General features: G+C 62.0%; 24 protein-coding genes. 13 read left to right on the top strand and 11 right to left on the bottom strand.

The features are described from left to right. Window positions 1-80: 80 nt before the first annotated feature. From DWU98_RS07025 to DWU98_RS07015, 3 genes are all read right to left on the bottom strand, one after another. The gene (locus DWU98_RS07025; protein ID WP_115494788.1) at window positions 81-524 is read right to left on the bottom strand and encodes an energy transducer TonB; all 444 of its coding nucleotides are present in this window, start codon (window positions 522-524) and stop codon (window positions 81-83) included. 83 nt (window positions 525-607) lie between these two features. After that, window positions 608-2,080, bottom strand: a complete 1,473-nt coding sequence (pyk, locus tag DWU98_RS07020; protein ID WP_115494787.1) for a pyruvate kinase — start codon at window positions 2,078-2,080, stop codon at window positions 608-610. A gap of 217 nt (window positions 2,081-2,297) precedes the next feature. Then, window positions 2,298-3,110 (bottom strand): S1/P1 nuclease, encoded by an 813-nt coding sequence (locus DWU98_RS07015; RefSeq protein WP_115494786.1) that lies wholly within the window; start codon window positions 3,108-3,110, stop codon window positions 2,298-2,300. A gap of 172 nt (window positions 3,111-3,282) precedes the next feature. Here DWU98_RS07015 and gap point away from each other — a divergent pair, with 172 nt between their 5' ends. The 3 genes from gap to DWU98_RS07000 all read left to right on the top strand — a co-directional run bounded on the left by gap (window position 3,283) and on the right by DWU98_RS07000 (window position 5,798). Further along, entirely contained in the window at window positions 3,283-4,296 is a 1,014-nt protein-coding gene (gene gap / locus DWU98_RS07010) for a type I glyceraldehyde-3-phosphate dehydrogenase (protein ID WP_115494785.1), read from the top strand. 100 nt (window positions 4,297-4,396) lie between these two features. Further along, window positions 4,397-4,798, top strand: coding sequence for a group III truncated hemoglobin (locus DWU98_RS07005; protein ID WP_115494784.1), 402 nt, complete (start codon window positions 4,397-4,399; stop codon window positions 4,796-4,798). 88 nt (window positions 4,799-4,886) lie between these two features. After that, window positions 4,887-5,798 carry a hypothetical protein gene (locus DWU98_RS07000; protein ID WP_147293248.1) on the top strand — a complete coding sequence of 304 codons (912 nt, stop codon included), beginning with the start codon at window positions 4,887-4,889 and terminating at the stop codon, window positions 5,796-5,798. 55 nt (window positions 5,799-5,853) lie between these two features. Here the strand turns inward: DWU98_RS07000 and tpx are convergent, their stop codons facing one another. The 4 genes from tpx to hppD all read right to left on the bottom strand — a co-directional run bounded on the left by tpx (window position 5,854) and on the right by hppD (window position 10,093). Then, entirely contained in the window at window positions 5,854-6,354 is a 501-nt protein-coding gene (gene tpx / locus DWU98_RS06995; protein WP_115494782.1) for a thiol peroxidase, read from the bottom strand. 104 nt (window positions 6,355-6,458) lie between these two features. Beyond that, window positions 6,459-7,442 (bottom strand): fumarylacetoacetate hydrolase family protein, encoded by a 984-nt coding sequence (locus DWU98_RS06990; RefSeq protein ID WP_115495091.1) that lies wholly within the window; start codon window positions 7,440-7,442, stop codon window positions 6,459-6,461. Window positions 7,443-7,539: 97 nt separating this feature from the next. Continuing rightward, complete coding sequence (gene hmgA / locus DWU98_RS06985; protein ID WP_115494781.1) at window positions 7,540-8,838, bottom strand: homogentisate 1,2-dioxygenase; 1,299 nt, start codon at window positions 8,836-8,838, stop codon at window positions 7,540-7,542. Between the two features lie 160 nt (window positions 8,839-8,998). Further along, entirely contained in the window at window positions 8,999-10,093 is a 1,095-nt protein-coding gene (gene hppD, locus DWU98_RS06980; RefSeq protein WP_425480218.1) for a 4-hydroxyphenylpyruvate dioxygenase, read from the bottom strand. Window positions 10,094-11,111: 1,018 nt separating this feature from the next. Here hppD and DWU98_RS06975 point away from each other — a divergent pair. The 3 genes from DWU98_RS06975 (at window position 11,112) to DWU98_RS06965 (ending at window position 13,799) form a co-directional block, all read left to right on the top strand. After that, window positions 11,112-12,404, top strand: a complete 1,293-nt coding sequence (locus DWU98_RS06975; RefSeq protein WP_147293247.1) for a hypothetical protein — start codon at window positions 11,112-11,114, stop codon at window positions 12,402-12,404. A 28-nt stretch (window positions 12,405-12,432) separates the two neighbouring features. Beyond that, complete coding sequence (locus DWU98_RS06970; RefSeq protein WP_158544999.1) at window positions 12,433-13,176, top strand: FkbM family methyltransferase; 744 nt, start codon at window positions 12,433-12,435, stop codon at window positions 13,174-13,176. 125 nt (window positions 13,177-13,301) lie between these two features. Further along, complete coding sequence (locus DWU98_RS06965) at window positions 13,302-13,799, top strand: MarR family winged helix-turn-helix transcriptional regulator (RefSeq protein WP_115494778.1); 498 nt, start codon at window positions 13,302-13,304, stop codon at window positions 13,797-13,799. A 49-nt stretch (window positions 13,800-13,848) separates the two neighbouring features. Here the strand turns inward: DWU98_RS06965 and DWU98_RS06960 are convergent, their stop codons facing one another. After that, the gene (locus DWU98_RS06960; protein ID WP_115494777.1) at window positions 13,849-15,357 is read right to left on the bottom strand and encodes a peptide MFS transporter; all 1,509 of its coding nucleotides are present in this window, start codon (window positions 15,355-15,357) and stop codon (window positions 13,849-13,851) included. A gap of 242 nt (window positions 15,358-15,599) precedes the next feature. Next, on the bottom strand, window positions 15,600-16,448 hold the full coding sequence (locus tag DWU98_RS06955) for a tryptophan 2,3-dioxygenase (RefSeq protein WP_115494776.1): 849 nt from the start codon (window positions 16,446-16,448) through the stop codon (window positions 15,600-15,602). 266 nt (window positions 16,449-16,714) lie between these two features. On the opposite strand from DWU98_RS06955, the gene pdhA reads away from it, so the two are divergent. The 4 genes from pdhA (at window position 16,715) to DWU98_RS06935 (ending at window position 20,818) form a co-directional block, all read left to right on the top strand. Continuing rightward, on the top strand, window positions 16,715-17,800 hold the full coding sequence (gene pdhA, locus DWU98_RS06950; RefSeq protein WP_115494775.1) for a pyruvate dehydrogenase (acetyl-transferring) E1 component subunit alpha: 1,086 nt from the start codon (window positions 16,715-16,717) through the stop codon (window positions 17,798-17,800). 3 nt (window positions 17,801-17,803) lie between these two features. After that, complete coding sequence (locus DWU98_RS06945; RefSeq protein ID WP_115494774.1) at window positions 17,804-18,784, top strand: alpha-ketoacid dehydrogenase subunit beta; 981 nt, start codon at window positions 17,804-17,806, stop codon at window positions 18,782-18,784. A gap of 69 nt (window positions 18,785-18,853) precedes the next feature. Beyond that, entirely contained in the window at window positions 18,854-20,230 is a 1,377-nt protein-coding gene (locus DWU98_RS06940; RefSeq protein ID WP_115495089.1) for a dihydrolipoamide acetyltransferase family protein, read from the top strand. Window positions 20,231-20,434: 204 nt separating this feature from the next. Then, window positions 20,435-20,818: a VOC family protein gene (locus DWU98_RS06935; RefSeq protein WP_115495088.1), complete on the top strand. Its 384-nt coding sequence runs from the start codon at window positions 20,435-20,437 to the stop codon at window positions 20,816-20,818. A 10-nt stretch (window positions 20,819-20,828) separates the two neighbouring features. Here DWU98_RS06935 and DWU98_RS06930 read toward each other — a convergent pair whose 3' ends face one another. Next, window positions 20,829-22,211 carry a HAMP domain-containing sensor histidine kinase gene (locus tag DWU98_RS06930; RefSeq protein ID WP_230474738.1) on the bottom strand — a complete coding sequence of 461 codons (1,383 nt, stop codon included), beginning with the start codon at window positions 22,209-22,211 and terminating at the stop codon, window positions 20,829-20,831. After that, the gene (locus tag DWU98_RS06925) at window positions 22,208-22,903 is read right to left on the bottom strand and encodes a response regulator (RefSeq protein WP_115494773.1); all 696 of its coding nucleotides are present in this window, start codon (window positions 22,901-22,903) and stop codon (window positions 22,208-22,210) included. The genes DWU98_RS06930 and DWU98_RS06925 overlap by 4 nt, the downstream gene beginning before the upstream one ends. A 171-nt stretch (window positions 22,904-23,074) precedes the next feature. On the opposite strand from DWU98_RS06925, the gene DWU98_RS06920 reads away from it, so the two are divergent. The 3 genes from DWU98_RS06920 to DWU98_RS06910 all read left to right on the top strand — a co-directional run bounded on the left by DWU98_RS06920 (window position 23,075) and on the right by DWU98_RS06910 (window position 26,084). Continuing rightward, window positions 23,075-23,575, top strand: a complete 501-nt coding sequence (locus tag DWU98_RS06920; RefSeq protein WP_115494772.1) for a Spy/CpxP family protein refolding chaperone — start codon at window positions 23,075-23,077, stop codon at window positions 23,573-23,575. A 225-nt stretch (window positions 23,576-23,800) separates the two neighbouring features. Next, window positions 23,801-25,384, top strand: coding sequence for an inorganic phosphate transporter (locus DWU98_RS06915; RefSeq protein WP_115495086.1), 1,584 nt, complete (start codon window positions 23,801-23,803; stop codon window positions 25,382-25,384). Window positions 25,385-25,622: 238 nt separating this feature from the next. After that, window positions 25,623-26,084: a BON domain-containing protein gene (locus DWU98_RS06910; RefSeq protein WP_115494771.1), complete on the top strand. Its 462-nt coding sequence runs from the start codon at window positions 25,623-25,625 to the stop codon at window positions 26,082-26,084. Window positions 26,085-26,245 lie beyond the last annotated feature (161 nt).

The following is a 26,245-nucleotide window of genomic DNA, read 5'->3' as shown; positions in this document are numbered from 1 at the left end:
GGTCGGGCGGACGGGTGGAAAGCGCGCGATTATAGCCCCATCCGGCTGGACGGGCGTTCAGGACTCGTCACCAAACCCGGTCAGGCTTGGCCGTAACCCGCTAATTTGCAGGGCGCCATGAGCTGGTCGCGCTGGGTGGGATCGTCCGGCGCATTGAAGGGAATCACGTAGTAGGTGGCCACTGGCGCGTGGCTACTGTTGGTGAGCGAGGGACCGTAACGGAAGTTGGACACCGCACTCACGGCCGCCTTACCGAGGTCGCTGGCCGGTACCATTTTGGCGACCTGCACGTTCATCGGGGCACCGTCGCTGCCGATCATGTAGGTGACCGCCACGCAACTGGGCTTGTAGATGTTCACGCCGCTGTTGGGTACGTCGACCGACACGTCGCGGTTCAACAGGATCCAAAGATGAGGAAGCTGATCTGGCGCGACCCGGCGCGCTTCCTGGGCCAGGGCCGGCATGCAGGCGGCCAGCGCTGCCGCCACGAGCAGGGATTGGCCGAAACGAATCGTCGTGCGCATGGCGTACCTCCGATGTAGGGTTTGGGGACGGCAACCAGTTTAGCCAGCCCGACGCGTCGTGCGCGACGGGCTGACCGTATCGGTTACAAATCCCGCAAGCTTTCCACCATGCCGTCCTGTCCCACCGACAGCAGCTTCACCGTATTGGTGCCGCCGCCCTTGCCGATGTGGTCGCCATGCGTGAGCACCACGCGGTCGCCTTCGGCGAGCTTGCCGGCGGTGAACAACTGGCGCACGGCTTCGCGTGCGGATACCGCCGGATTGAGCGTGTCGTGCGTGAAAGCCACCGGATGCACATCACACAGCACCAGCATGCGGCGGCGCGCATCGTCGAACGGCGACAGCGCATAGATCGGTATCGCGTTGCGGTAGCGCGACAGCCACTGCGCGGTCGCGCCCGATTCGGTGAGTGCCACGATGGCGCGCACACCCACTTCGCTCGACAGCACCATCGCGGCCAGCGCGATGGCTTGGTCGGTGCGATCCAGGCGGTGCCCGGATTTGACGAAATCTTCCTTGGGCTCGAACTGGCGTTCGGCACCCAGGCAGATGCGACGCATGGCGGCGACGGCCTTGTCCGGGTGCATGCCCGCGGCGGTTTCTTCCGAAAGCATCACCGCATCCGTGCCGTCGATCACGGCGTTGGCCACGTCGAGTACTTCGGCGCGGGTGGGAATCGGCGAGCGCACCATCGACTGCAACATCTGCGTGGCGGTAATGACAGCGCGGTTACGCTGCACCGACTCGCGGATGATCTTCTTCTGCAAGCCGGGCAGCTCTGCATCGCCGATCTCCACGCCCAGGTCGCCACGCGCGACCATCACCACATCGGAAGCGTCGATGATTTCGCCGAGCACCGGAATCGCATCCGCGCGCTCGATCTTGGCGACCAGCGACGCGTTGCCGCCGGCGTCCTTGAGCAGCTTGCGCGCCATGTCCATGTCCGCGGCCGAACGCACGAACGACACGGCAAGAAAATCCGCACCGATTTCGGCAGCGAGTTTGATATCGGCCTTGTCCTTGTCGGACAACGCGGACACCGAGAGGCCGCCGCCCTGGCGATTCAAACCCTTACGGTCGGACAAACGGCCGCCGATCAGCACCTGGCAACGCACCTCGGTGCCGGCCACATCAAGCACGGTAAGCGCGACCAAGCCGTCGTCCAACAATAGAATGTCGCCAGCCTTCACGTCCTGGGGCAAGCCAAGGTAGCTCACACCTACGCGCGTGGTATCACCCGGCGGTGCATCCACGCGGCAGTCCAGCACGAACGGATCGCCATCGCGCAATTCCACCGGCCCATTGGCAAAGCGCTCGACGCGGATCTTCGGCCCCTGCAGATCGGCGAGGATGCCGACCTCGCGTCCCACCTTTCCGGCAGCCTTGCGCACCGCCGCGGCTCTGGCGCGGTGATCGTCGGATTGTCCGTGGGAAAGATTGAGGCGTACAACGTCGACGCCTTCGGAGATGATTCGTTCGAGCATGCCGGGCGCGTCGGTGGCGGGCCCCAGGGTGGCAACGATTTTGGTGCGGCGGGAATGAGTGTCGGTAGTCATTGCTTCAGTGTTCACAGTCGTCCGTGGAGCCTAACAGAAGTCCACGCAAACTCCGCAATGCAAAATCGTGCATTCGAATGCATGATTTCATCTGCGGCACCGCCGCAAAGGCAAACTGTGATTTAGACGGATAAACGGAAATGGGTCCCATCGCGCGCAAGGGGACCCATCGTCGAGTTCTCAGCCGCCCGGTCCGCCAGGGACGGCGATCCGGCCATCAGCCGTTTTGCAGAGCCAGATTCAACACTTCAGCCAGCCGCCTGCCCGCCTCACGCAGACGGCTGTCTGCGACCGGCAGCTCGGCATCGACATAGGCCTGGTCGATCTTGTGGTTGGCCGGATAGATATCATGCGTGATCTGGCAGGACTCCTCCGCCCATTGCACTGCCGGTTGGTCGAGCGGCGCGATCGGCCGCGGCAGCGGCGCGATGCCTTCGGCGTCGAGCCGGTCCGCGTAGGCCTTCCAACTCAGGCCACGCGTACCGAGCATGCCCGAATCCCACACGCGATGCAGGTTCGTGCCCTGCCCCTGGAACTGCACCTGATAAGCGTTGCCGCCCGCGTCGTCACGGTAGGCCGCATGCAACGGCTGATGGATATCGCCGATGAAATGCACCACGAACTTCAGCGCCTGCAAGCGGACTGCATCCGGCTGACTGCGATCACTGAGGATCGCCACATAATGCGGAATGGCCTCGACCACGCACTTGCCGTCCTTGCAGTCGCGCGGCGGCACGTATGCGCAGGAGGGATTCTTGAAATCGATGTAATGCAGCGGCCGCGTTTCCTTCCACAAGGCCTGCTCTTTGGGATCGTTGCGGATCTCGTCGGGCCAGCTCGCGATATCGGCCAGCGACTGGGTGTGATCCAGCGCGAGCAGGTGCTTCACTTCCGCCGCCGCGACGGGGCTCAAGTGCCGTTGCGCCAGCTCGGCCACGACGCTGTGTCCCAACGGACCCCAGGCATCGGCGGCCTGCGCAACGGCCAGCGTGGCGAACAAGGCGGCAGCAACTCGGCGGACAGAGAACATGCGAAAAACCCGACGATTGTAAGCGGTCAATCATGCCATACGCCTTATGACAATCAGACACAGAGGGCACCCGCCACGGCCTCCCAGCGCCGGTTCGGGCTAGAATGCCGATTTCGGCGGCCGCATGTGCCGCCGTTTCGCTGCCCCATCATCCTTTGGAGGACGCTGTCTCATGGCCATCAAGGTCGCCATCAATGGTTACGGTCGTATCGGCCGCAATACCCTGCGCGCGCTGTACGAAGCCAAGCGCACGAATGAAATCCAGATTGTCGCGGTCAACGACCTCGGCAACGCCGAAACGAACGCGCACCTGACCCAATACGACACGGCCCACGGCAAATTCCCGGGCGAGGTGTCGGTAGATGGCGGTGAACTGGTCGTCAATGGCGATCGCATCAAGGTGTGCGCCGAGCGCGATCCGTCCAAGCTGCCGTGGGCAGACCTGGGCATCGATGTAGTGCTGGAGTGCACGGGCCTGTTCACCTCCAAGGCGAAGGCCGGCGCGCATCTGGCGGCGGGTGCCAAGAAGGTGATCATCTCCGCGCCGGGCGACAAGGACGTGGACGGCACCTTCGTGTATGGCGTCAACCACAACACGATCACCGCTGCACACCAGGTGATCTCCAACGCCTCCTGCACCACCAACTGCCTGGCGCCGATTGCCAAGGTACTGCACGAGAAGATCGGCATCGTGCATGGTCTGATGACCACCATCCATGCCTACACCAACGACCAGGTGCTGACCGACGTCTACCACTCCGACCTGCGCCGCGCGCGCTCGGCCACGCATTCGCAGATCCCTACCAAGACCGGTGCCGCCGCCGCGGTGGGCCTGGTGTTGCCAGAGCTCAACGGCAAGCTGGACGGCTTCGCCATGCGCGTACCGACCATCAACGTGTCGGTAGTCGACCTCTCCTTCGTTGCCGCACGCAACACCACCAAGGAAGAAATCGACGACGCCATCCATGCGGCCGCCACTGGTGCGCTGAAGGGCATCCTGGGTGTAAACACCAAGCCGCTGGTGTCGATCGACTTCAACCACAACTCGCACTCCTCCATCTATGACGCCACGCAGACGCGCGTGATGGGTGGCACGCTGGTGAAAGTGCTGAGCTGGTACGACAACGAGTGGGGCTTCTCCAACCGCATGCTCGACATGACGCATGCGCTGATGGCGGCCAAGTAAGCACACCCATCACCGTGAAAAAGCCGGGCGCAGCAACGCCCGGCTTTTTTTGACCGATCGATTCATGTCAGCTTGTCGTCATGGACTATCATAGGTACCCATGTCGTCATTAGATGAAACCCAGATCGCCCAGTTGGTCGATCGCTTTTATGAGAAAGTGCGTGTCGACCCCTCGCTGGGCCCGGTGTTCAACGCCGCGGTACACGACTGGAACGAACACAAGCACCGGCTCGTTTCCTTCTGGTCTTCCGTAGCGCTGCGCGCTGGCAGCTACCGCGGCAACCCGATGGCCGTCCATCGCGCGCAACCTATCCGCCTGGAGCACTTCGCGCGCTGGCTTGTGCTATGGCGCGAAACCACCACCGAATTGCTGGACGAAGATGCCGCCGCCCAGATGATCGAACACGCCGAGCGCATCGGTCGCAGCCTGCGGCTTGGGCTTGGCTTGCCGGAACATCTGCAAGCACGTCCCATGGCAATCTCTATCGTCGGCAAACCCTGACCTGCACGCGCCGCGCCAACGCCCCTCTTTCGTTCACGCTGCGCGCACGCGATACTCGCACCCCGAGGTCAAACAGGGGGGCCTTGGCATGAAGTGGATGAAGAATCGCGCGCTACGGTGCGGGATCGCGCTGTGGATGCCGCTGGTCATGGCGTCGTCTACCGTCGACGCGCACGGTGATCACCCACCCAACGCGCAAAGTGCGCCGATCCGACACAGCATGTCCGATCGCGATTGGGCTGCGCTGTTCGACGAAAAGACACCGCTTGCCGATCGCCAGCATGCGCTCGCGGCCATCGAGCAGTCGCCGGATACGCTAGATCCGCAAACGCTGTACATGCTCGGGTCGATCTATCACATGGGCAAGCACGCGCCCGGCTCGCCCGTGCAGGAGGATGCCCAGAAAGCGATGCTCTATCTGAGCAATGCCGCCATTCGCGGCAGCGTGCTGGCAATGGCGAAAATGGCCGAAATAAAGCTCGCCGCCGGTCAATACCGCGAAGCCATGAACTGGGCGCAGATCTACGGCCATTACGCGTCGATCGCGCAAAAGAAGAGCGATGTCCAAGACAGTTACACCGCCGAACTCCTCTATCGCGCCAAGCAAGGTCTGAATGACTCGGACATCGACGCCATCATGAAGGACGTCAGAAGCTTTGTGTTTGCCTATGACAGCACCATCCGCGCCGGCATCGCGAGCGACGACCGGGTGCTCCATCTCAAGCCACGCAGCCGTGGCCATTACTTCCAGCCGGCCATCAATCACGAACGCCAGGTCAATTCGGGCATGGCCGACTATGTGTTGACGTTCGCGGCCGATGGCTCCGTCAGCAAAGCCCAGCTCCTGGATGCCGAGCCGCTACCCGACACAGGCACGAACCTGCTGCATGCGGCGCAGCAGATGACGGTAGACCCAGCCAGCGACAACGCACCGCGGTACGCATGGGTGCCGATGCTGCTCAGCGACATGCGCTATCACCTCAATAAGGACGCGCGTTGACGCGAGCGAAAAGGCCCGGTTTCCCGGGCCTTTTTTTCTGACAGACAATACGCGATCAGCGCAGCGCAGCGAGCGCCGTGTCGTAATTGGGTTCGTGAGCGATCTCGCCGACAAGCTCGGTATGCAGCACCTTGTCGTGTTCATCCAATACCACGACGGCGCGTGCAGCAAGACCCGCGAGCGGACCCGAAGCAATCGCCACACCGTAGTTCTTGAGGAAGTCGCTTCCGCGCATGGTCGATAGCGTGACCACGTTGCTCAAACCTTCCGCACCGCAGAAGCGCGCCTGCGCGAACGGCAGATCCGCTGAAATGCACAGCACCACAGCGTTGTCGAGCTGACTGGCCTTCTCGTTGAAACGACGCACCGAGGTGGCGCAGGTCGGCGTATCGACGCTGGGAAAGATGTTGAGCACTTTGCGCTTGCCATCGAAGTTGGCGAGCGAGACGTCGGCAAGATCTTTGCCGACAAGATGGAAAGCAGCGGCCTTTGCACCCACGGCCGGAAGCTGGCCGTCGACCTGCACTGGATTACCTTTGAGAGTCACTTCGGACATACGCTGCTCCTGGCATCATGGGGTTTGGACACAGGAAGATAGCGCCGATACCCCCGGCACGTCACGTGTTGTGCCGATGCGCACCCACGCATCGGACTGGCGACTCACTTCAACCGCGTGACGCGCTGTTCGATCGCTCCGAAAATCGACGCACCGCTCTTGTCGGTCACATCGATACGCAGCGAATCGCCGAACTTAAGGAACGGCGTGCTTGGCTTGCCATCGCGCAAGGTTTCCACCGTGCGCTGCTCGGCCAGACACGAAGCACCCTTGCTGGTGTCCTGATTGGCGATCGTCCCCGAGCCGATGAGGGTGCCGGCCGTAAGCGGCCGCGTCTTGGCCGCGTGCGCAACGAGCTGGGCGAAGTTGAATTGCATATCGATGCCGCATTCGGCTTCGCCGAACCACTTCTCGTTGAGCCAGGTGCGCATCGGCAGATGCAATTTTTCGTCCTGCCACGCATCGCCCAGCTCATCGGGCGTCACGAACACCGGCGACAGCGCAGAACGCGGCTTGGATTGCAGAAAACCAAACCCTTTGGCGAGCTCGCCGGGGATCAGGTTGCGCAGGCTCACATCGTTCACCAGCCCAACGAGTTGAATGTGCTGCGCGGCCTGCTCGGACGTCGCCGCCATCGGAACGTCGTCGGTGATAACCACCACTTCGGCTTCCAGGTCGATGCCGTATTCCTCGCTCGGCACCACCACCGGATCGCGCGGCCCCAGAAAGCCTGCGCTGGTGGCCTGGTACATCAGCGGATCGACATAAAAGGATTCGGGCACTTCCGCACCGCGCGCCCGACGCACGCGTTCGACGTGCGGCAAGTAGGCGCTGCCGTCGACGAATTCATAGGCGCGCGGCAAGGGCGCGGCAAGCGCAGCAACTTCTAACGCAAAGGCGCCCGTTGCGTGGCCTGCATTGAGTGCGTCAGACAAGGCGTTCAGGCGTGGCGCGGTGTTGGACCAATCATCCAGCGCGGACTGCATGGTCGCCGCGATGCCAGTGGCTTTGACCGCGTGGGTCAAGTCACGGCTCACCACGATCAGCGTGCCGTCACGACCGCCTTCCTTGAGACTGCCCAGTTTCATGCCTTCACTCCACCGGCTGCGTCGCGCGCAGCCTTCCATAATGGGATAGGTGCAATAGCGCGCCAGCGTGCCATCGCGTTGATTTGCCAGCCGCGCGTCACGCGCGCTTGGGATCGAAATGCTTGGCGATACCTTGCCAGCACTGATAGTAGTCGCGCTGCAATTGCGGCGCATCGAGCGCCTGCCTGGTGGGATGAATCACCTTGCGCGTTTCGAACATGAAAGCCATGGTGCCGGTGATGTGATCCGGCTTGCTCACATCGGCGCTGCCGGCCTTTTCGAACGTCGCCGCATCCGGGCCATGCCCACTCATGCAGTTGTGCAAGCTGGCGCCGCCTGGCGCGAAACCGCCGGCCTTGGCATCGTATACGCCTTCGATCAAGCCCATGAATTCGCTGGCCACGTTGCGATGAAAATACGGCGGACGGAAGGTGTGCTCGGCCACCAGCCAGCGCGGCGGGAAAATCACGAAATCCACGTTTGCCGTGCCCGGGGTGTCACTGGGTGAGGTGAGCACGGTGAAGATGGACGGGTCCGGGTGATCCACGCTGATCGAACCGATGGTGTTGAAGTGCGTGAGATCGTATTTGTAGGGCGCGTAGTTGCCATGCCAGGCCACCACATCCAGCGGCGAATGATCGATGCTCGCCCGCCACAGCGCACCCTGGAATTTCGCGAAGAGCTCGAAATCGCCATCCACGTCTTCATAGGCGGCGTGCGGGGTGAGGAAATCACGCGGCAGCGCCATCGAGTTCGCACCGATCGGGCCCAGGTCTGGCAGACGAAGCAGCGCACCGAAATTTTCCGCCACATAACCGCGTGCTGGAGCGTCGATCAGTTCAACGCGAAAACGCACACCGCGCGGAATAACGGCAACCTCCAGAGGCTTGAGCTCGATCACGCCCAGTTCGGTGGCGAGCCGCAGGCGCCCCAGTTGCGGCACGATCAACAACTCGCCATCGGCGTTGTAGAAGAAGCGCCCATGCATCGAGCGATTCGCCACGTACACGTGGATACCGCAACCGGCCTGTTCGGCCGGACCGCCATTGCCGGCGAGCGTAACCAGCCCATCGATGAAATCCGTCGGCACCGACGGTATCGGCCAGGGATCCCAGCGTAATTGATTGGGCGTGGCGGGCGCTTCGTCGAAGTGGTTATGGAAGCTGGCGTGCGCAAGCGGCTCGAACGGTTTATGTACGGCCGCGGGGCGAATGCGGTACAGCCAGCTGCGCCGGTTGGTGTGGCGCGGGGCCGTGAAGGCCGAGCCGGAAAGCTGCTCCGCATACAGGCCATGCGCCACGCGTTGAGGTGAGTTCTGCCCTACCGGCAACACACCCGCGATGGCCTCGCTGGCGAAATCATTGCCGAAGCCCGATTGATAGCCGTTCGATTCCATGATGTGTTTCACTCTTGCCTAGCCTTAATGCCCTCTCCCCTCCGGGGAGAGGGCTGGGGTGAGGGACCACCCTCGCAAGAAAAGCGAGCTTTTTTGTGGTGCGAGGCACGCCTTCTCCCCTCACCTACCCCTCTCCCCGAGGGGAGGGGGGTTTAAAGCATCACAGCACGCCGCGCCGCATCTGATCGCGCTCGATCGATTCGAACAGCGCCTGGAAGTTACCCTCGCCAAACCCTTCGTTGCCTTTGCGCTGGATGATCTCGAAGAAGATCGGTCCAATATTGTTCTGCGTAAAGATCTGCAGCAGCTTACGCTGTTTGGTTTCCGGGTCGGCGTCGATCAGGATCTTGTTCTTCGCCAAACGTGGCACATCTTCGCCGTGGTTGGGAATGCGCATGTCGATCACGTCGAAATAGGTATCGGGCGTCTCCAGGAATTGCACGCCCTTGGCGCGCATCGCCTCGACCGTTTCATAGATATTGTCGGTGAAGCAAGCGATGTGCTGGATGCCTTCGCCGTGATACGCATCGAGGTATTCGTTGATCTGGCTCTTCGGATCGTTCGATTCATTCAGCGGAATGCGCACGATGCCATCCGGTGCCGTCATCGCCTTGGAAACCAGGCCGGTCTTCGCGCCTTTGATGTCGAAGTAGCGGATCTCGCGGAAGTTGAACAGGCGCTCGTAGTAATCGGACCATTGCTGCATGTTGCCGAAATACAGGTTGTGCGTGAGGTGGTCGATGAAGGTAAGGCCAAAACCGGCCGGATGCGGGTCGACGCCCGCGATGGCTTGGTAATCGCCGTCGTAGATGCTACCGGCGTTGCCGTAGCGATCCACCAGATACAGCATGCAATCGCCAATGCCCTTCACCACCGGCGCGTTCACCGCCTTGGTATCGGCCTTCTGCGTGGAATCCTCGCCGCCATTGGCTAGCACCGCCTTCAGCACCTCGTTCGCGGGCTTCTTGAAACGGATCGCGAAGCCACAGGCGCACGGGCCGTGCTTGGCGGCAAATTCGGCGGCGAACGAATCGGGATCTTCATTGACCAGGAAGTTCACCCCGCCCTGGCGATAGACGGTGATCGCACGGTGCTTGTGCTTGAGCACCGCGGTGAAGCCCATGTTCTGGAACAACTGATGCAGCTCGCCGCCACGGCCGGCCGGCGCGGCAAATTCAACGAATTCGAATCCGTCGATGCCCATGGGGTTCTCGAAGGTGGTGACGTGCATGCCGAGATTGGGCTGGGCGTTCATGGCGCTCTCCTGTGAAGTCAGTGCGCGACGGCGGCCAGGTCAGCATGCCGCCATCCGGATCAGACTATCGTTATAGTTACATTTGAAACCAATTGCAAGCCGATTCTGATGTACAAAGAAGGCCTCGGCCGCTTGTCGCATCAGGCAAGCACCTGCGATAAAAGGAAATACGTAGTCGTGGAGTAAGTGTTCAGCGCTTTCTGCAGCGGTTTACCAACGCCATGGCCTGATGGAATAGGTACATAGAACCGTGATCGCGAAACCTGATACTTGGACACGTCATCGCCCCGCAACGAGGCTGGCCGGTCGCGGCTTTGTGTTGGCGTGCCTGAGTTTCGGCCTGGGGCTCAGTGCCTGTCAGATACGGCCACGCGATGAAACCGGCGCGCCACTTAGCCCCTCCGCGGAGAAGGCGTCCTCGTCGACGGAAAAAGCGTCGCCCCATGCACCTATGAAGCCCAGCCGGGAGGCCCCGTCGGACTCGACACTCCTCCAGCCTCCTCACTCGGGTACGGAAGGCGTTTCCGATGTGTTCCCTGGCGCGGGTTTGGCGCCGGACGAATTCCGCGCGCCCCCGTCCCGGCGTGCCTATGCTGTGGCGCGTTCTTCAGTAGCCGCGTCCGCCTCCGGCAGGCCGGCGGTTTTCGCCGATGCGCAAACACCGGTCGCAACGACTCCCGCCGCATCAATCCTGCCCCGCACGACGGACGCGTCGCCTGCGCCGGAGTCCCCCTCGCCGGCAGCTCACCTGAACGTTTCCAGCGGTGAATCGTCGGACACCGCACCGACGCCGTCCGCGCAGTTGCCAAGACCCAGCAGCCTCGAGGCGGCTGCACCTGGCCAATCCCTCCAGGCCGAGCCGCGCCAACCGCGCCATGGCCTCTGGAAATGGGTTGCGGCTTTGGCAGGGTTGATGCTGGTCGTGGGGCTTTTGCTATGGCTGCTCAGCAAGGTTTGGCCCCAGCGCAAAAAAAACGGCGCCCCGACCCGCGACGCATTCGGTGCGAACGACGGTCGGGTGGATCAATCCGTACCCACCACTCCGCTTCATGCGGACGCACGCTCGCAGGAGCCCCCGTTCCCCCATCCGGCGCTGCGCCCTTCCCTTCCTTGGCGTTATCAGCCCGCGGCGCGCGAATATTGGTCAGCGTGGAAGCGGGTCGACGCCACGGATTTCACGCCGGCGGCGGCAAGGGCAACGCATCACGCACCGGCCCGCGAAAGCGTGGCGCCCGATGCATCGCGTGCCGCACCGACCGCGCTGGCTCAAGCTGCCGCAGCCATCGCCACCGCGCAGGCCGCACCGTCCGCGATAGACGTGTGGCGGCAGGTGCAGTCATTGTTGTCCGGCATCGAGGACATGTCTCCGTGCAAGGCGGAAGCGCGCTACCAGGACGCCACCGAGCTTGTTCAAGCCGCACTCGCCATCGCACCGCCCGATCAGCGAGCGTCTCTGCAAGCGAGCTTGATCAATCTGGATGTGCTGCAGGCAAAACGGAAAAAAGGCGGTTCGCGGCTACTGGCTTTGCGCAACATGCAAGTGCGTCACGCCGCTGTCTTGAAGCAGGCGAACCCGCCGCTATGGGAAGCGTGGATCCACGCCCTCCGTTACTGGGCATCCATCCAAGCCGGCCAAGCCGCATTGCGCAAATGCGACGAAGCGCAGGCGTATTGCCTGCAACTGCAGCAGTTCCCGCACGCCACGCTTGCGGCGCAACGCCTCCTCTCCGGCGTGCTACTGCAACGCGCGGACATCGAAGAAGGCGCGGCACGCGAGCAAAGCCTGCAGCGTGCGACAGAACTGCTGCACACGCTGCATGAAAACCACCCGACCGCCGAAAACGCGCTGGCACTGGCCAAGGCCACGCTCGCCTACGGGCAGGTACTGCCGCCCGAACAGGCCCGAACCGCCTATGGCAACGCGCTCTTCCTCGCCTTCGCCGCTGAACACGATCCACACCTGGCGCACGCGGGCCTGCAATGCAGACTGGCCATTCAGTTGGCCTACGAACAGATCCCCGATACACCGATCCAAGGCGAGGTCGCCATGGATCTGACGCGCCGGCTGGAAGCCTTGCCCGTCAACGACGCCGACACCCTGGCCCTGATGGCCCGCGCTCATCTGCGTGCGGGCAACTACGCCGATGCGTGTCGCTTATGCGAACGGGCCTGGCGCGAACGGCAGGGTTCAGCGCTGCTGACCCTCTGGCAGCAAGCGTGCCGGCTATGGGCAGCCGCCTCGCCGGGCTGGCATGACACCGCTCTGCAGGCATCGGAACGCCAATACAAGCGCGCAAGCTGCATGTTGTGACTCTCTCACCCGAGCTAAGGACATCCCCATGAATCATCTCCATGACGCGACTACCCAACTTGCCAACAACCTGTGGCCCACCCGCTATGGCGTGATGACGGCAGCGAATCCGGAAAGCTTCGCCGCGCAGTCGCTGAAAGCCTATGGCGAATGGATGGAGCAGGAGATCGAGCTGCTCAGCACGGTGATCGAAGAAGGCCATACGGTGCTGGAGTTCGGCGCCGAGACAGGCGCCCATACGTTGTGGCTGGCGAAAGCCGTTGGCGAGCGCGGCCAGGTGCACGTCACCGAACCTCGCCGCCTCACCTTCCAGAAGCTCTGCGCCAACGTTGCGCTCAATCAGCTTTCCAATGTCTACACCTATCAGCGCTATCTGGGCCGGGCCACCGGCCAGGGCATGATTACGTCGGGCGAGAGCAAGGACGAAGCATTCACTGTCACCACGGTCGACGAGCTCAAGCTCGATGCGCTGCATTTGATCAAGGTCAACCCGCAGAAAGCGCTGATCAATCTTCTGGCCGGTGCCGCCGAAACCATCCGCAAGCATCGTCCGATCATTTATTTCCGCCTTTCGGAGATCGAGCTGGCGCACGCCGAGGTACAGGCGATCAAGGATCTGGGCTACCGTGCCTGGTCGCACGTGCCCTATCTGTACAACCCGGACAACCACGTCGGCAGTGCCACTAACCTGTTCCCGGGCTGCGTCTACCAGAACGTCATCGCTTCACCCGCCGAGGGTAATTTCCAGCTCGATGCACGGCACGAGCTGTAAGCGGGGCAGCCTGGTTTCCCGGTGAGCCGCCTTGTACGCACCTGGCGAGATAGCCAATTTCGGTAAAGCCGCGTCGTCGCTATAGTCGGTACATAGCATCCACAGGCCAAATCGACACCCATCGCATGACCAAACACGCCGCCACCCTACCTCACCCGCGCAAGCCCGCCCCCGCCGGAACCGAGCACGCCCCGCTGGAACTGGAACATTTCCTGCCTTATCGCTTGTCGATCCTTTCCAACACGGTGAGCCAGGCGATCGCTGACGACTACCAGCGCCGGTACGACCTCAGCATGACCGAATGGCGCGTGATGGCGGTGCTGGCGCGGTTCCACGGCTTGTCCGCGCGGGAAGTGGCCGAACGCACGGCGATGGACAAGGTGGCAGTGAGTCGCGCGCTCGCCCGGCTGGTGGAAGCCGGCCGCGTGCACCGTGAGACGCACGGCAATGACAAACGCCGCTCCGTACTGAGCCTGACCGAAGCCGGCTGGGTGATCCACGACGACGTCGCGCCGATGGCACGCGCCCGTGAGCGCGAGGTGCTGGTCAAGCTCGATGAGGAAGAGCGTCAGTGGCTGACGCGCATCCTGGATAAGCTTCTGGCCGGTCAGCACGGCATGTAACCACCGACGTAGGGCGGGGAACGGCCGATTCGCCGTTCCCCGCGTGTGCTCATTTCACGCCATGCATCAATCGATTGATCAGCGGCGAGATCAGCAGCAACAGGACGCCTGCAGCAACCAGCAGCCAGAAGCCGAAGGTGAATCCGCCCAGCGCGGAGGCGGCCGTCATGCCATGGGTGCCGCTGATATAACCGGCCACCAAGCCCGACAAATTGCCGCCCACGGCCAGCGAAAGAAACCATCCGCCCATCGCCACGCCGACCAGCCGCGGTGGCGCGAGTTTAGTGACCATGGACAAGCCGATCGGCGATAGGCACAACTCGCCCACCGTCTGTAGCACGTAGCACAGCGTCAGCGGCCAGAACGGGATGAGGCTGCCGCCCTCCCCGATCAACCTGGACAACGCGTACATCAGTCCGGCGAAGCCGAGCCCGTTGAAAATCAGACCGAGGCCGAATTTGCGGGGAATCGACGGTTCCATGTGCCGCTTGTTGAGCAGGCCCCACGTCAACGACACGACCGGCGCCAGCACGATGATCGCCAGCGGACTGACCGACTGGAACCAGGCCACCGGGAAAATCCAGCCACCCGGCATGCGGCGATCGACCAGATTTTCCGCCAGGAAATTGAACGACGTGCCCAGCTGGTAATAGAAGACCCAGAACAGCACGTTGAACGCGAAGATGATCAGCATCGCGAACACACGATCCAACTGCACTTTGTCATGGCGCATCGCTTCGACGATCAGCAATGCGGCGACGATGACAAACAGCGGCGCAAGGACCAGCGAAAGACGCTCCGCGCCGTATCTCAGCAACAGATACACCAGCGGCACCGCGATCACGATGCCGACGAACACCCATGCCACGCGACCGAGCCCTTCGGCGCCGGATGCGGGGCGACCCACTCCGCGAAGACCGCGGCGACCGAACCAAAACCAGACCATGCTCAGGATCATGCCCACACCAGCGGCGGCGAACACCACTTTGTAGTTCTGCTGCATGGGCGTGTTGGTCAGATACCCGGCCAACCATCCGGTCAACAGCGGCGCCACCAACGCGCCAAAATTGATGCCCATGTAGAACAACGTAAAGCCGCGGTCGCGACGCTCATCGCCGATCCCGTACAACTGTCCGACCATCGAGGAGATATTGGGCTTGAACAACCCGTTGCCCACGATGACCAGGGCCAGGCCGCACAGGAGCAGATTCTTCTCGGGCAGCATCATCACAAACAAACCAAGCCCCATCACCAACGCACCGACCAGGATCGAGCGCTGATAGCCGATCACCTTGTCCGCCACGTAGCCGCCGAAAATGCTGCTGGCGTAAACCAACGCGGTGTAAGCGCTGAAAATTGCGCTGGCCCAGCCCTGGCCGGCAGCATTGCCGTGATAAAACTGCGCCACGATATACAGTGCCAGCGCCCAGCTCACGCTATAGAAGGCGAAGCGTTCCCAGAATTCGGTCATGAACAGCATCCACAGGGGGCGCGGATGGCCAAAGAGCTGTGGAAAGTCGGGCGCGGTCTGAACGCCGGCTTCGGAATGCTGATTCACTGGGGTTCCCCTTGGGATTGGACCCAAGAGATGTAACGGGCAAGGTGCGTTCAAGTCAAACGCGATGCAGCAAGGAAGACTTCCAGACACGTTCCAACGTAGAGAAATCGTCGCCCCGGCGAACCCCAGGGCCCAGCGACTTCGACGATTTACAAATTACTGGGCGATTCGCTTCGCTCACCGCTTCAAACCCGTACTTCGCGCTGCCTCCGGCATTCGCCGGGACGGCAGCACAACGGGATTCAACTGCCCAGCACCGTGCGCACATCCAGCAACTCAGGGAAAAACTCCAGATCCAACGCCTTCTTCAAAAACGCCACGCCCGAGGAACCACCCGTACCGCGCCGGTGTCCGATGATGCGCTCCACCGTTTTCATATGGCGGAAACGCCAAAGCTGGAAACTTTCCTCAATGTCCACCAGTTGTTCGCACATGTGGTACTCGGTCCAGAACGTCGAACGTTGTTCGTAGATGCGCTTCAATACCGGCAATACACCTTCATGGCGCTGATACGGCTCGCTCCAGTCACGCTCGATGCGCGCCGCCGGTACGTCATGGCCATGGCGGGCGAGATAACGCAGGAATTCGTCGTACAAGCCCGGCGCTTCCAGCACCTCGCGCAAGCGCGCCTGCGCCATCGGGTCATAGTTGAACACCTTGACCATCTGCGCGTTCTTGTTACCCAGCATGAATTCGATCATGCGGTATTGCAGCGACTGAAAGCCCGACGACGAACCCAACGCGTCGCGAAACTCCAGGTATTCCGACGGCGTCAACGTCTCCAGCACCGCCCACTGCTCGAAAAGCTGCCGCTGCACGTGCTTGACGCGCGCCAGGATCTTCAGGCACTCGTTCACATCGTCGATACGCAGGTGCTCAATGGCCGACTTCAATTCATGAATGAGCAGCTTCATCCACAGTTCCGCCACCTGATGCATCACGATGAAAAGCATTTCATCGTGATGGGCGGGCTGGCTGACCGGCTGCTGCGCGGTCAGCAACTGGTCCAGCCGCAGGTAGCCCCCATAGGTCATCCGGCCGCTGAGATCGAGCTCGATGCCCGCCTCCAGGTCACGCTGGTTATCCGTCATGGCGTCCGTAAACCCGCAAAAAGACTGATGATAATGACTATGGCGAACCGCCGGTGCGGTGGTTCGCATGCTGCAGTGTACCTTGCGACGCAACATGGCGGCCTGCTAAAAAATACCGTTTGTCTGGGTTCAAAGGGCGCTTTGACTACACACACAACGCAGTGATGCCCGCGTAAAATTTAGTCAAATCCCTAGTGCGTCCGGCCCCACTGGATGGGCCGCGCCTCCCCCGCAGCGTTTTCCCCTACCCCTTACGGGAGCGAGTCGTGTCCATCGCCGCCAAGTTTGAAATCGAATATCTGCAATACCTCGATGCCGAAGGCAAGCAGGTCCGGGACGATCTACCTGCCTTCGCCAAAGACCTCGACCATATGGTCGAGTTGTACAAGCTGATGTTGTCCACCCGCGTGTTCGACGCCAAGTCGGTGGCCTTGCAACGTACCGGCAAGCTCGGCACGTATGCGAGCTGCCTGGGTCACGAAGCCGCACACGTGGGCATTGGCAGCGCCATGAAGCCCGAAGACGTGCTCGCCGTCAGTTACCGCGAATACGGTGCACAGCTCTACCGCGGCGTGCAGCCGCGCGAGGTGTACATGTACTGGGGTGGCGATGAGCGCGGCAACGATTACCAAAACGGCGCCGCACGCCACGACTTCGCCTGGTCGGTGCCGATCGCCACGCAATGCCTGCACGCCGCCGGCACCGCATTGGCGTTCAAGATCCGCAACGAAAAGCGCGTAGCCGTGTGCACCATCGGCGACGGCGGTTCGTCCAAGGGCGATTTCTACGGCGCCATCAATATCGCCGGCGCGCAGAACCTGCCGATGGTCGCGGTGATCGTTAACAACCAGTGGGCCATTTCCGTACCGCGCAAGATCCAGTCAGGCGCACCGACGTTGGCGCAGAAAGGCATTGCCGCAGGGCTTTTCTGCATCCAGGTGGATGGCAACGACATCATCGCCGTGCGCAAGGCGATGGAAGATGCGTTGGAGCGTGCGCGCAACGGCGAGGGCGGCAGCGTGCTGGAGCTGGTCACCTATCGTCTGAGCGATCACACCACGGCCGACGATGCACGCCGCTATCGCGGCGAGCAGGAAGTGAAAGATGCCTGGGCGAAAGAACCGATGAAGCGCCTGCGCAACTGGCTGGTGTCCAAGAAAGTGTGGGACGACAAGAAAGAAGAGGCCTGGAAAGCCGAGTGCGACGAGTGGATGGATAACGAGGTCAATGCCTACCTCCAGACCAAGACCCAACCCGTCACGGCGATGTTCGATTACACCTTCGCCGAAGTCCCCGCGGATCTCGCCAAACAGCGCGACCTCGCGCTCTCGCTCGACAAGAAGGCCCACTAAGCCATGGCACAAATCACTCTTATCGAAGCCGTTACCCAAGCGCTTGCGTATGAAATGGCCCATGACGAAAGCGTTGTCGTGCTGGGCGAAGATGTCGGCGTCAACGGTGGCGTGTTCCGCGCCACGCAGGGTCTGCAGGAAAAATACGGTCCCTTGCGCGTGCTCGACACGCCGCTGGACGAAACCACCATCGCCGGTGTCACCGTCGGCCTTGCCGCTGCAGGCATGAAGCCGGTGGCCGAAGCGCAGTTCGAAGGCTTCATCTACCCGATGATGGAGCAGATCGCCTGCCACGCCGCACGCATGCGCAACCGCACGCGCGGACGCATCACCGTGCCGGCCGTGTGGCGTGCCCCCTGGGGCGGCGGCATTCGCGCGCCGGAGCATCACTCCGAAGCGAACGAACACCTGTTCACCAACATCCCCGGCCTGCGCGTGGTGATGCCTTCGTCGCCTGCACGCGCCTATGGCCTCTTGCTTGCCGCGATCCGCGATCCGGATCCGGTGATGTTCTTCGAACCCAAGCGCATCTACCGCCAGTACAAAGAAGAAGTACCCGATGACGGCGAAGCGCTGCCATTGGACGTGTGCTTCGTGCTGCGCGACGGCACCGACGTCACCATCGTGACCTGGGGCGCGCAGGTGAAGGAAGCGCTGGAAGCCGCCGACGCGCTGGCCGAGGAAGGCATCAGCGCCGAAGTGATCGACGTGGCCACGCTCACGCCGCTGGATTTCGACACCATCGCCGAATCGGTGCAGAAAACCGGCCGCTGCGTGATCCTGCACGAAGCACCCAAGACGGCCGGCTTCGGCGCGGAAATCGCCGCGCGCATCGCCGAGGAATGCCTGTACAGCCTGCTCGCGCCGGTAGAGCGCGTCACCGGCTGGGATACGCACATTCCGCTGTTCCGCCTGGAGATGAAATATCTGCCGAGCACGGAACGCGTGGTGGAAGCGGCGAAACGTACACTGGCCCAGTCCTAAGCTCCATCCCTGCGACACGCAGGGGTGGGCGAAAAAAACCAACACACACACACTTTCGGAAATCCGAACATGGCCGACATCAAGACGTTCTACCTGCCAGACCTCGGCGAAGGCTTGCCCGACGCAACCATCGTCGAGTGGCACGTCAAGGAAGGCGATCAAATCAAGCTCGACGCACCGCTGGTGTCGATGGAAACCGCCAAGGCCGTCGTCGACGTGCCCTCGCCCTACACCGGCAAAGTCACCAAGTTGCACGGCGCAGCCGGTGACGTGATCGACACCGGCGCCGCACTGGCCGAATTCGAACCCGATCCGAATGCCAAACAGCGCGCGGAAGCCGAATCCACCGGCCATCACCACGGCCCGAAGAAAGCCGCCGCGGCAGAACCTAAGAAAGTCACTGCGTCCGATGAAGGCGGCGAAATCGAAACCAGCAACGGCAACGCAGAGCGCGAAGACGAAGGCACCGTGGTCGGCGCGATGGTCAGCGGCAGTCACGTGCACGTCGAACAGACCTCCAGCGTGGGCGGCGTAAAAGCCGTTCCGGCGGTTCGCGCACTGGCGAAGAAGTTGAAAGTGGACATCACGCGCGTGCGCGGCACCGGTGCCGATGGTGTGGTCACCATGCAGGATGTGAAGAACGCCGCAGCCAACGGCAACGCCGCCCTCGGCGCCGCCCCTGCTCGCGTCGTACCGGCCTCCGCCGGTCGTCATCTGGCACCCGAATTGCCGCAGCCGGAAGCAGCACGCACGCCGGTGTCGCTGGCCGGCAAGCCGGTGCGCACGGCACCGCCGAGCGTGCACGCCAGCGGCCAGCCCGAACAGCTCAAGGGCGTTCGTCGCAACATGGCGCGCGTCATGGCCGAAGCGCACGCCAACGTGGTGCCCACCACGCTGGTGGACGATGCCGACCTGCACGCCTGGATCGGCAAGCAGGACATCACCGCACGCCTGATCCGCGCCATCGTCGCCGCGTGCAAAGCCGTGCCGGCGCTCAATGCCTGGTTCGACGGCAAGAACCTCACGCGCACGCTGCATCCGCATGTGGATATCGGCATCGCCGTCGATACGGAAGACGGCTTGTTCGTGCCCGCCCTGCGTAATGCAGACATGCTCGACGGTGCTGGCGTGCGCACCGGCATCCAGCGTTTACGCGCGCAGGTGGAAGATCGCACGATTCCGTCCTCGGAACTCAGCGGCTACACCATCAGCCTGTCGAACTTCGGCATGTTCGCCGGTCGTTACGCGACCCCGGTGGTGGTGCCGCCGTGCGTGGCGATCATCGGCGCGGGCAAGTTGAGCCACGACGTGGTCGCCGTGATGGGTGGCATCGAAGTGCATCGCCGTATGCCGATCAGCGTCACGTTCGATCATCGTGCTGCCACGGGCGGCGAAGCAGCGCGCTTCCTCAAGGCGTTACTGGATAATCTGTCGGCGCCGAACTGATCGCGACACCGCGGAAAAAAAAGCGCCCCGCACGGGGCGCTTTTTTTTATGGCTTCAACGCAGCACGATGGCAGAGGCACTCGCTCCGGTGCGGCATGTCCGGAAAACAAAGGAACGACCGCCTTTCCCCCGCTGCGATGCAGCAGACCGCGTTCTTCACAACGCGGCCGGCACACTGGCCACCAAAAACTCAAGGAACCCACCATGCATCACAGCCGACTCAGCACGCTGGTGCTGGATTGCCAATGCGACGACCTACGTGAAGCCACTGCTTTCTGGAGTGCCGCGCTCGGCAAGCCGATTGCGGATGTCGACGTGGAGGGCGACGGCAGCTATGCCGAGCTGGAAACGTCCGATGACGAACCGCTCGTGCTACTGCAGAAGGTGGATCACCCCAGCCGCGTGCATCTGGATATCGAAACCGATGATCAGGACGCGGAAGCCACGCGGCTCGAAAAGCTCGGCGCCAAGCGTATCGCCTTCGTAAAAGGCCGCTGGTGGGTGATGGAAGCACCTAGCGGCCATCGTTTCTGCATCGTGAAAAAGCAGCGCGAGGCGTTCGGGCCGCATTTGAATCAATGGGCTTGAGTGCGCGCGATCAGGCACTTTCCGGCGCGACATGTAGTGGCAGGCGTAGCGTGACCTCCAAGCCATCGTCCGCGCCATTTTGCGCATCCACATCACCGCCATGCACCTGCATCACGCGTTGGACGATCGCCAGCCCCAAGCCGTGCCCGCCGGCCTGAGCGGCGTTGGTGCCGCGAAAGAACGGCCTGAATAGCAAGTGCCGTTCTTCCTCGGGGACGCCCGGCCCGTGATCGCGAACGCGTACTTGCACCTGCTGCTGCGCCTTGCTCACGTGGATCTGCACCACGCCATCGGGCGGACTGAATTTGATGGCGTTGGAAATCACATTGTCCAGCGCACGCTCAAGCAGAATGCTGCTGCCATCCACCGTGACCGGCCCTTCGTCGGCCAGCTGCAAACCGATGTTGCGCGCCTGAGCGTCGATGCGCGCCGCCGCTACGCGATCAGCAACGAGCGCCAGCAGATCGACCGATTCGCGCTCCATGCCCGGCAAGCCACCTTCCAGTCGCGACAACGCCAGCATTTCGGCGGTCATGCGGTCCATGCGGGCGATTTCCTGCTCGGCGCGTTGAAAGTGCGCGGCGGCGTCCTGCGGATCGCTGCTGTGCTGGGCGAGGTCCAGAATCAGGTGCAGGCGCGCCAAGGGCGAGCGCAATTCGTGGGACAGGTCTTGCAGCACGCCACGATCATGCGCCACGAGGATCTGGATGCGCTCGGCCATGCCGTTGAAATCGCGCGCGAGTTGTCCGAGTTCATCGTGCTTGCTGCTCCAGCGCTTTTCGACACGCGTGGTGAATTCACCGGATGCCATTTTTCGCGTTGCGGTACGCATGACCTCGACCGGTCGCGCGACACTGCGCGCCACCCACCAGCCGATGGCACCGATCATCAGCAACGACAGCGCAAGCTGCACGCCGATCAAAATGTTTCCCCGCGTGCGTGGCGGAATGCGCGTGCGTGAACTGCTTACCGCCACCAGTTGACGCGCATGGCCGTCACTGCCCGTAACATTCTGCACGGCGATATATAAGCCCGGATAAGGATGCAATGCGATGTTCTGACCGGATGAAAGCCAGTCGGGCAGCAAATGGCGAATGGAAGGCGGCAGGCGAATATCGCGCAACGGCTCCCCATTCTCGAACAGCGTGGCGTCCACACCGTCCCCGCGCTCTTGCCTGACCCATGTATCCAAACCGCTTGCGCCACCGGTTTCATAGGCATCATTGGCAGCCTGCGCCATCGCGGCCCAATCGAAATCCTGCTGCATCGAATAGGCGATAAAACTGCGCGTGAGCAAGCCGCCCAACATCAATACCAACAGATTCGCGATGCACACGGAAATGAGCAGTCGCCAGAACAACGGACTGCGGAATGGACTTCTGAACGTGCTCACGCCGATGCACCGCTGGGGGGTATCAATACGTATCCGGCTCCGCGAACGGAATCGATGCGCGGCGATTGCGCGGACGCTTCTGCAAGCTTGTGGCGAAGACGACTGACATGCACGTCGATGCTGCGGTCGTACCGTTCCAATTCACGACCCAGCGCCACGCGCGTGAGCGAGGTCTTGTCGATCACTTCGCCGGCACGCTGCACGAGTATCAACAACAAGGCGAATTCGGCGCCGGTGAGGTTGAGTTCCTGATCGCCCGCGTATGCGCGCCGCTCGCCCGGCAACAAACGCAACACGCCCGCAGTGAGCATGCCCACGCTTTCCACCGTATGGCGACGTAACTGCGCACGCACGCGCGCCAGCAATTCGCGCGGCAGGCACGGCTTGGACAGATAATCATCCGCGCCAAGCTCCAGCCCTACGACGCGATCGACCGGTTCGCCGCGTCCGGACAGCATGATCACCGGCAAGCGATACTGCGCGCGCAAATCGCGCAAGGTATCCAGACCGTTACGGCCCGGCATCATCACATCGAGGATCAACAGATCCGGGCGCAGCGTCGCATCGCGCAAACGCGCCATCACCGCTTCGCCGTCGTGTACTACGTCGACCTGCAGACCTTCACGGCGCAGGTACTCAGCAAGCAACGCGCACAGCTCGCGATCGTCATCGCCAATCAGTATTCGGGACATGCAAAGAAAGTACGAAATAATGTGGGGAGTACTATCGCATGACAGCCGTGTGAAGCGACTTATCGCTCGCAAGCGGCAGGCTTTACCCTTCTTTACACCACGGCAAAGATCTTAAACGCGCTCCTGATTTCAAATAATCCGCAACCCACTTAACCCAAGCAGGAGCTTGATATGCGCAAGTCCACAACCCTGTCCTTCATCCTCGCCGCCGCCCTCGGCTGCACCACGCTGGCCTTCGCCGGCCCCGGCGGCCCCGGCTTCGGCGGCCCGCACCATGGCGCCCGCGCTGAAGGCGCGATGGCGTTCCGCGGCCTCAATCTCACCGATGCCCAGAAGTCCCAGATCAAGTCGATCGTGCAGCAGAGCTTTGCTTCGCTGAAGTCGCAGGGTCAGGCTGTGCACCAGGCGCGCCAGGCGTTCGAAGCGCTGTCGCCCAACTCGTCCGGCTATCAGGCCGCCGCCGCCAGCCTGGCCCAGGCTGAAGCCAGCTTCACCCAGGCCCGGATCGTCGCGCGTGCCGCCGTCACGGCACAGATCTACAACAGCGTGCTGACAAGCGCTCAGCAGACGCAGTACACCAGCAACAAGGCCGCAGCCCAGGCCCGCCGGCAGGAATGGCAAGAGTTCAAAGCCTCGCACCCGCAGCCCTCGATCAACAGCTCGGCGCAGTAAATCACAACAAGAAGATCGGTTAGTCGCATCTTAGCGGACGTTCTAACCGGCACCTCGAGCGATCGCCGCTGCACACGGCGATCGCTTTTTTGTGGGCTTTTTTTGGGCTCAATTCGGGCCTGCCACCAGCGGGCGAACCCGACGAAAAGCTGAAAAGCGCGGCTGTCACGTATTTGTCGCGCATAGCGCTTAGCGTGCGTAGTGCCGATCACCGAGGGCACGCCCATGCAGACGGAAGCCGCTGTTGCCAGTAGCACCGCATCCACCCAAGGCTCCGGACGCCTGTTCGGCATACTTTTCGGGCTGATATTGCTGGTAGGGGCGGCCTATGCCGGTACCCACCTGATCGATGACCTTTCCATTGTGCGAGCGCACTCGACCGCGCCTTTCATTCTGTTGGGCGTGGCGCTGCTGATCGCATTGGGCTTTGAATTCGTGAACGGTTTTCACGACACCGCCAACGCCGTGGCGACGGTGATTTACACGCATTCGATGCCGGCCAATCTGGCAGTGATCTGGTCGGGCCTGTTCAATTTTCTCGGCGTGTTGACGTCGTCCGGTGCGGTGGCCTTTACCGTGGTCTCGCTGCTGCCGGTGGAACTGATCTTGCAGGTCGGCAGCGGAGCGGGTTTTGCGATGGTTTTCGCGCTGCTGGTCGCTGCGATCATATGGAACCTGGGCACGTGGTATTTCGGTTTGCCCAACTCCTCCTCACACACCTTGATCGGGTCGATCATCGGCGTCGGTCTCGCCAATCAGCTGACCGCGTTGAAAACCGGCACCAGCGGCGTGGATTGGAATGCCGCCATCGGCGTGCTGCGCGGCCTGGTTTTCTCGCCGATTGCCGGCTTCATCCTTGCCGGCCTGCTGATGTTTCTGCTCAAGTCGGTAGTGAAGATTCCCGCGCTGTATCGCGCGCCGGAAGGCAACAAGCCGCCGCCGTGGCCAATCCGCGCATTGCTGGTGCTGACGTGCACGGGCGTGAGTTTCAGTCACGGCTCCAACGACGGCCAGAAAGGCATGGGCTTGATCATGCTGATCCTGATCGGTACGGTGCCCACCGCCTACGCCTTGAACGGCGCGGTATCTGGCGGCCAGGTGAAAACCTTCCACCAGGTGTCGGTCGAAGCGCAACACGTGTTGAGCACGATCGATCATGGCGCAGCCGTGAACGGCAACCCTCGCGACATCGTCACCACGGCGCTGCAGCAGCGCAAATTGCTGCCTGACACGGTGCCTGCGCTGTCGGCGTTGATCGCCGATATCGACCAGCAGGTGGGCAATCGTCCCTCGCTGCGCTCGGTACCGCAGGAGCAGATGGGCAACGTGCGCAACGACATCTATCTGGCCAATACCGCCATTCCCCTCGTGCTTGCGCAACCTGGCCTGAGCAGCGAAGAAACCGCCACCCTTACCAGCTGGCGTGGCCTGGGCACCCAGGCGACGCAATTTATCCCGCCGTGGGTGAAGGTAGCCGTCGCACTGGCGCTTGGGCTGGGCACGATGGTGGGATGGAAGCGCATCGTGGTGACCGTGGGTGAACGTATTGGCAAGGAACACCTCACCTATGCACAGGGCGCATCCGCCGAACTGGTGGCGATGACCCTGATTCAAGCCGCGGACATGTATCACCTGCCGGTGAGCACAACCCATGTGCTCACCTCCGGTGTGGCTGGCACGATGGCGGCGAACGGTTCAGGCCTGCAATGGGCCACCGTGCGCAACTTGCTGATGGCCTGGGTACTTACGCTGCCCGCTTCGATGCTGCTTGCCGGGGGTTTGTTCATCGTGTTCAAACATCTCTTCTGAACGACTTTCCGAGGGGTATTTCCCGCTCGTTCCGCCCCGCCAGACGGTCGGACGGAACGAACACGAAACACTACCTTGGCGGCATCACCACGTCGCTGAATGAACGCAACACTTCTTGATGGTTTGCAACGTAGCGTTCACGCGCTTCCTGTTGCCATGTATGGGCGAATCAATAGCGATGCGCCTAACTGCGCCCACATAACCTGCGCAGCAGCCCACATGCTCAAGGAGATTGCCAATGCGTAACGTGTCTTATCTGCGCAAATCCCTAATCGCCGCTGGAGTAATGATGGCCTTTGCCACCGTGCCATTCTCTCTGATGGCACAGAGCACATCGCCTTCGTCCATGCCGCAACAACAGCAGCAACCGTCGACCATGCAGCAGCAACCGAGCAGCATGCAATCCACCAGCAACAGCAATCAGGACATGCCTGGCAAGGTCGATGATTCGTGGATCACCACCAAGGTGAAGTCCAAATTCGCGGCCGCCAAGGGCGTGAAAGCTCATGACATTACAGTGAGCACCACCGATGGTGTCGTGACCTTGACCGGTACGGCCACGTCTCAGACTGAAAAGAAGCACGCCATCCATCTCGCCAAGGGTGTGAAGGGCGTCAAGAGTGTCGACGCATCAGGCTTGACGGTAAACAGTTCGAGCAGCTCTACGCCGTCCTCGAGCGGCGGATCCAGCGGCACGTAACTGTTGACCCGAGCAGGCCGGGCCGGATGGTGTCGCAGGGCATCCGGCCCGGCGGCGAACGTCAGGGCGGTTTTTGATTGAGACGCTTAGGTGGCGAGGTGAGCGTGCGTGTGTCTCCATTGCACCCGCTGTGCCTCGCCTCATCTCCGCCTCACCGTCAT

This window comes from Dyella monticola, from assembly GCF_003363155.1.
GTDB lineage: Bacteria > Pseudomonadota > Gammaproteobacteria > Xanthomonadales > Rhodanobacteraceae > Dyella_B > Dyella_B monticola.
This window is presented reverse-complemented; position numbering and strand designations above follow the sequence as displayed.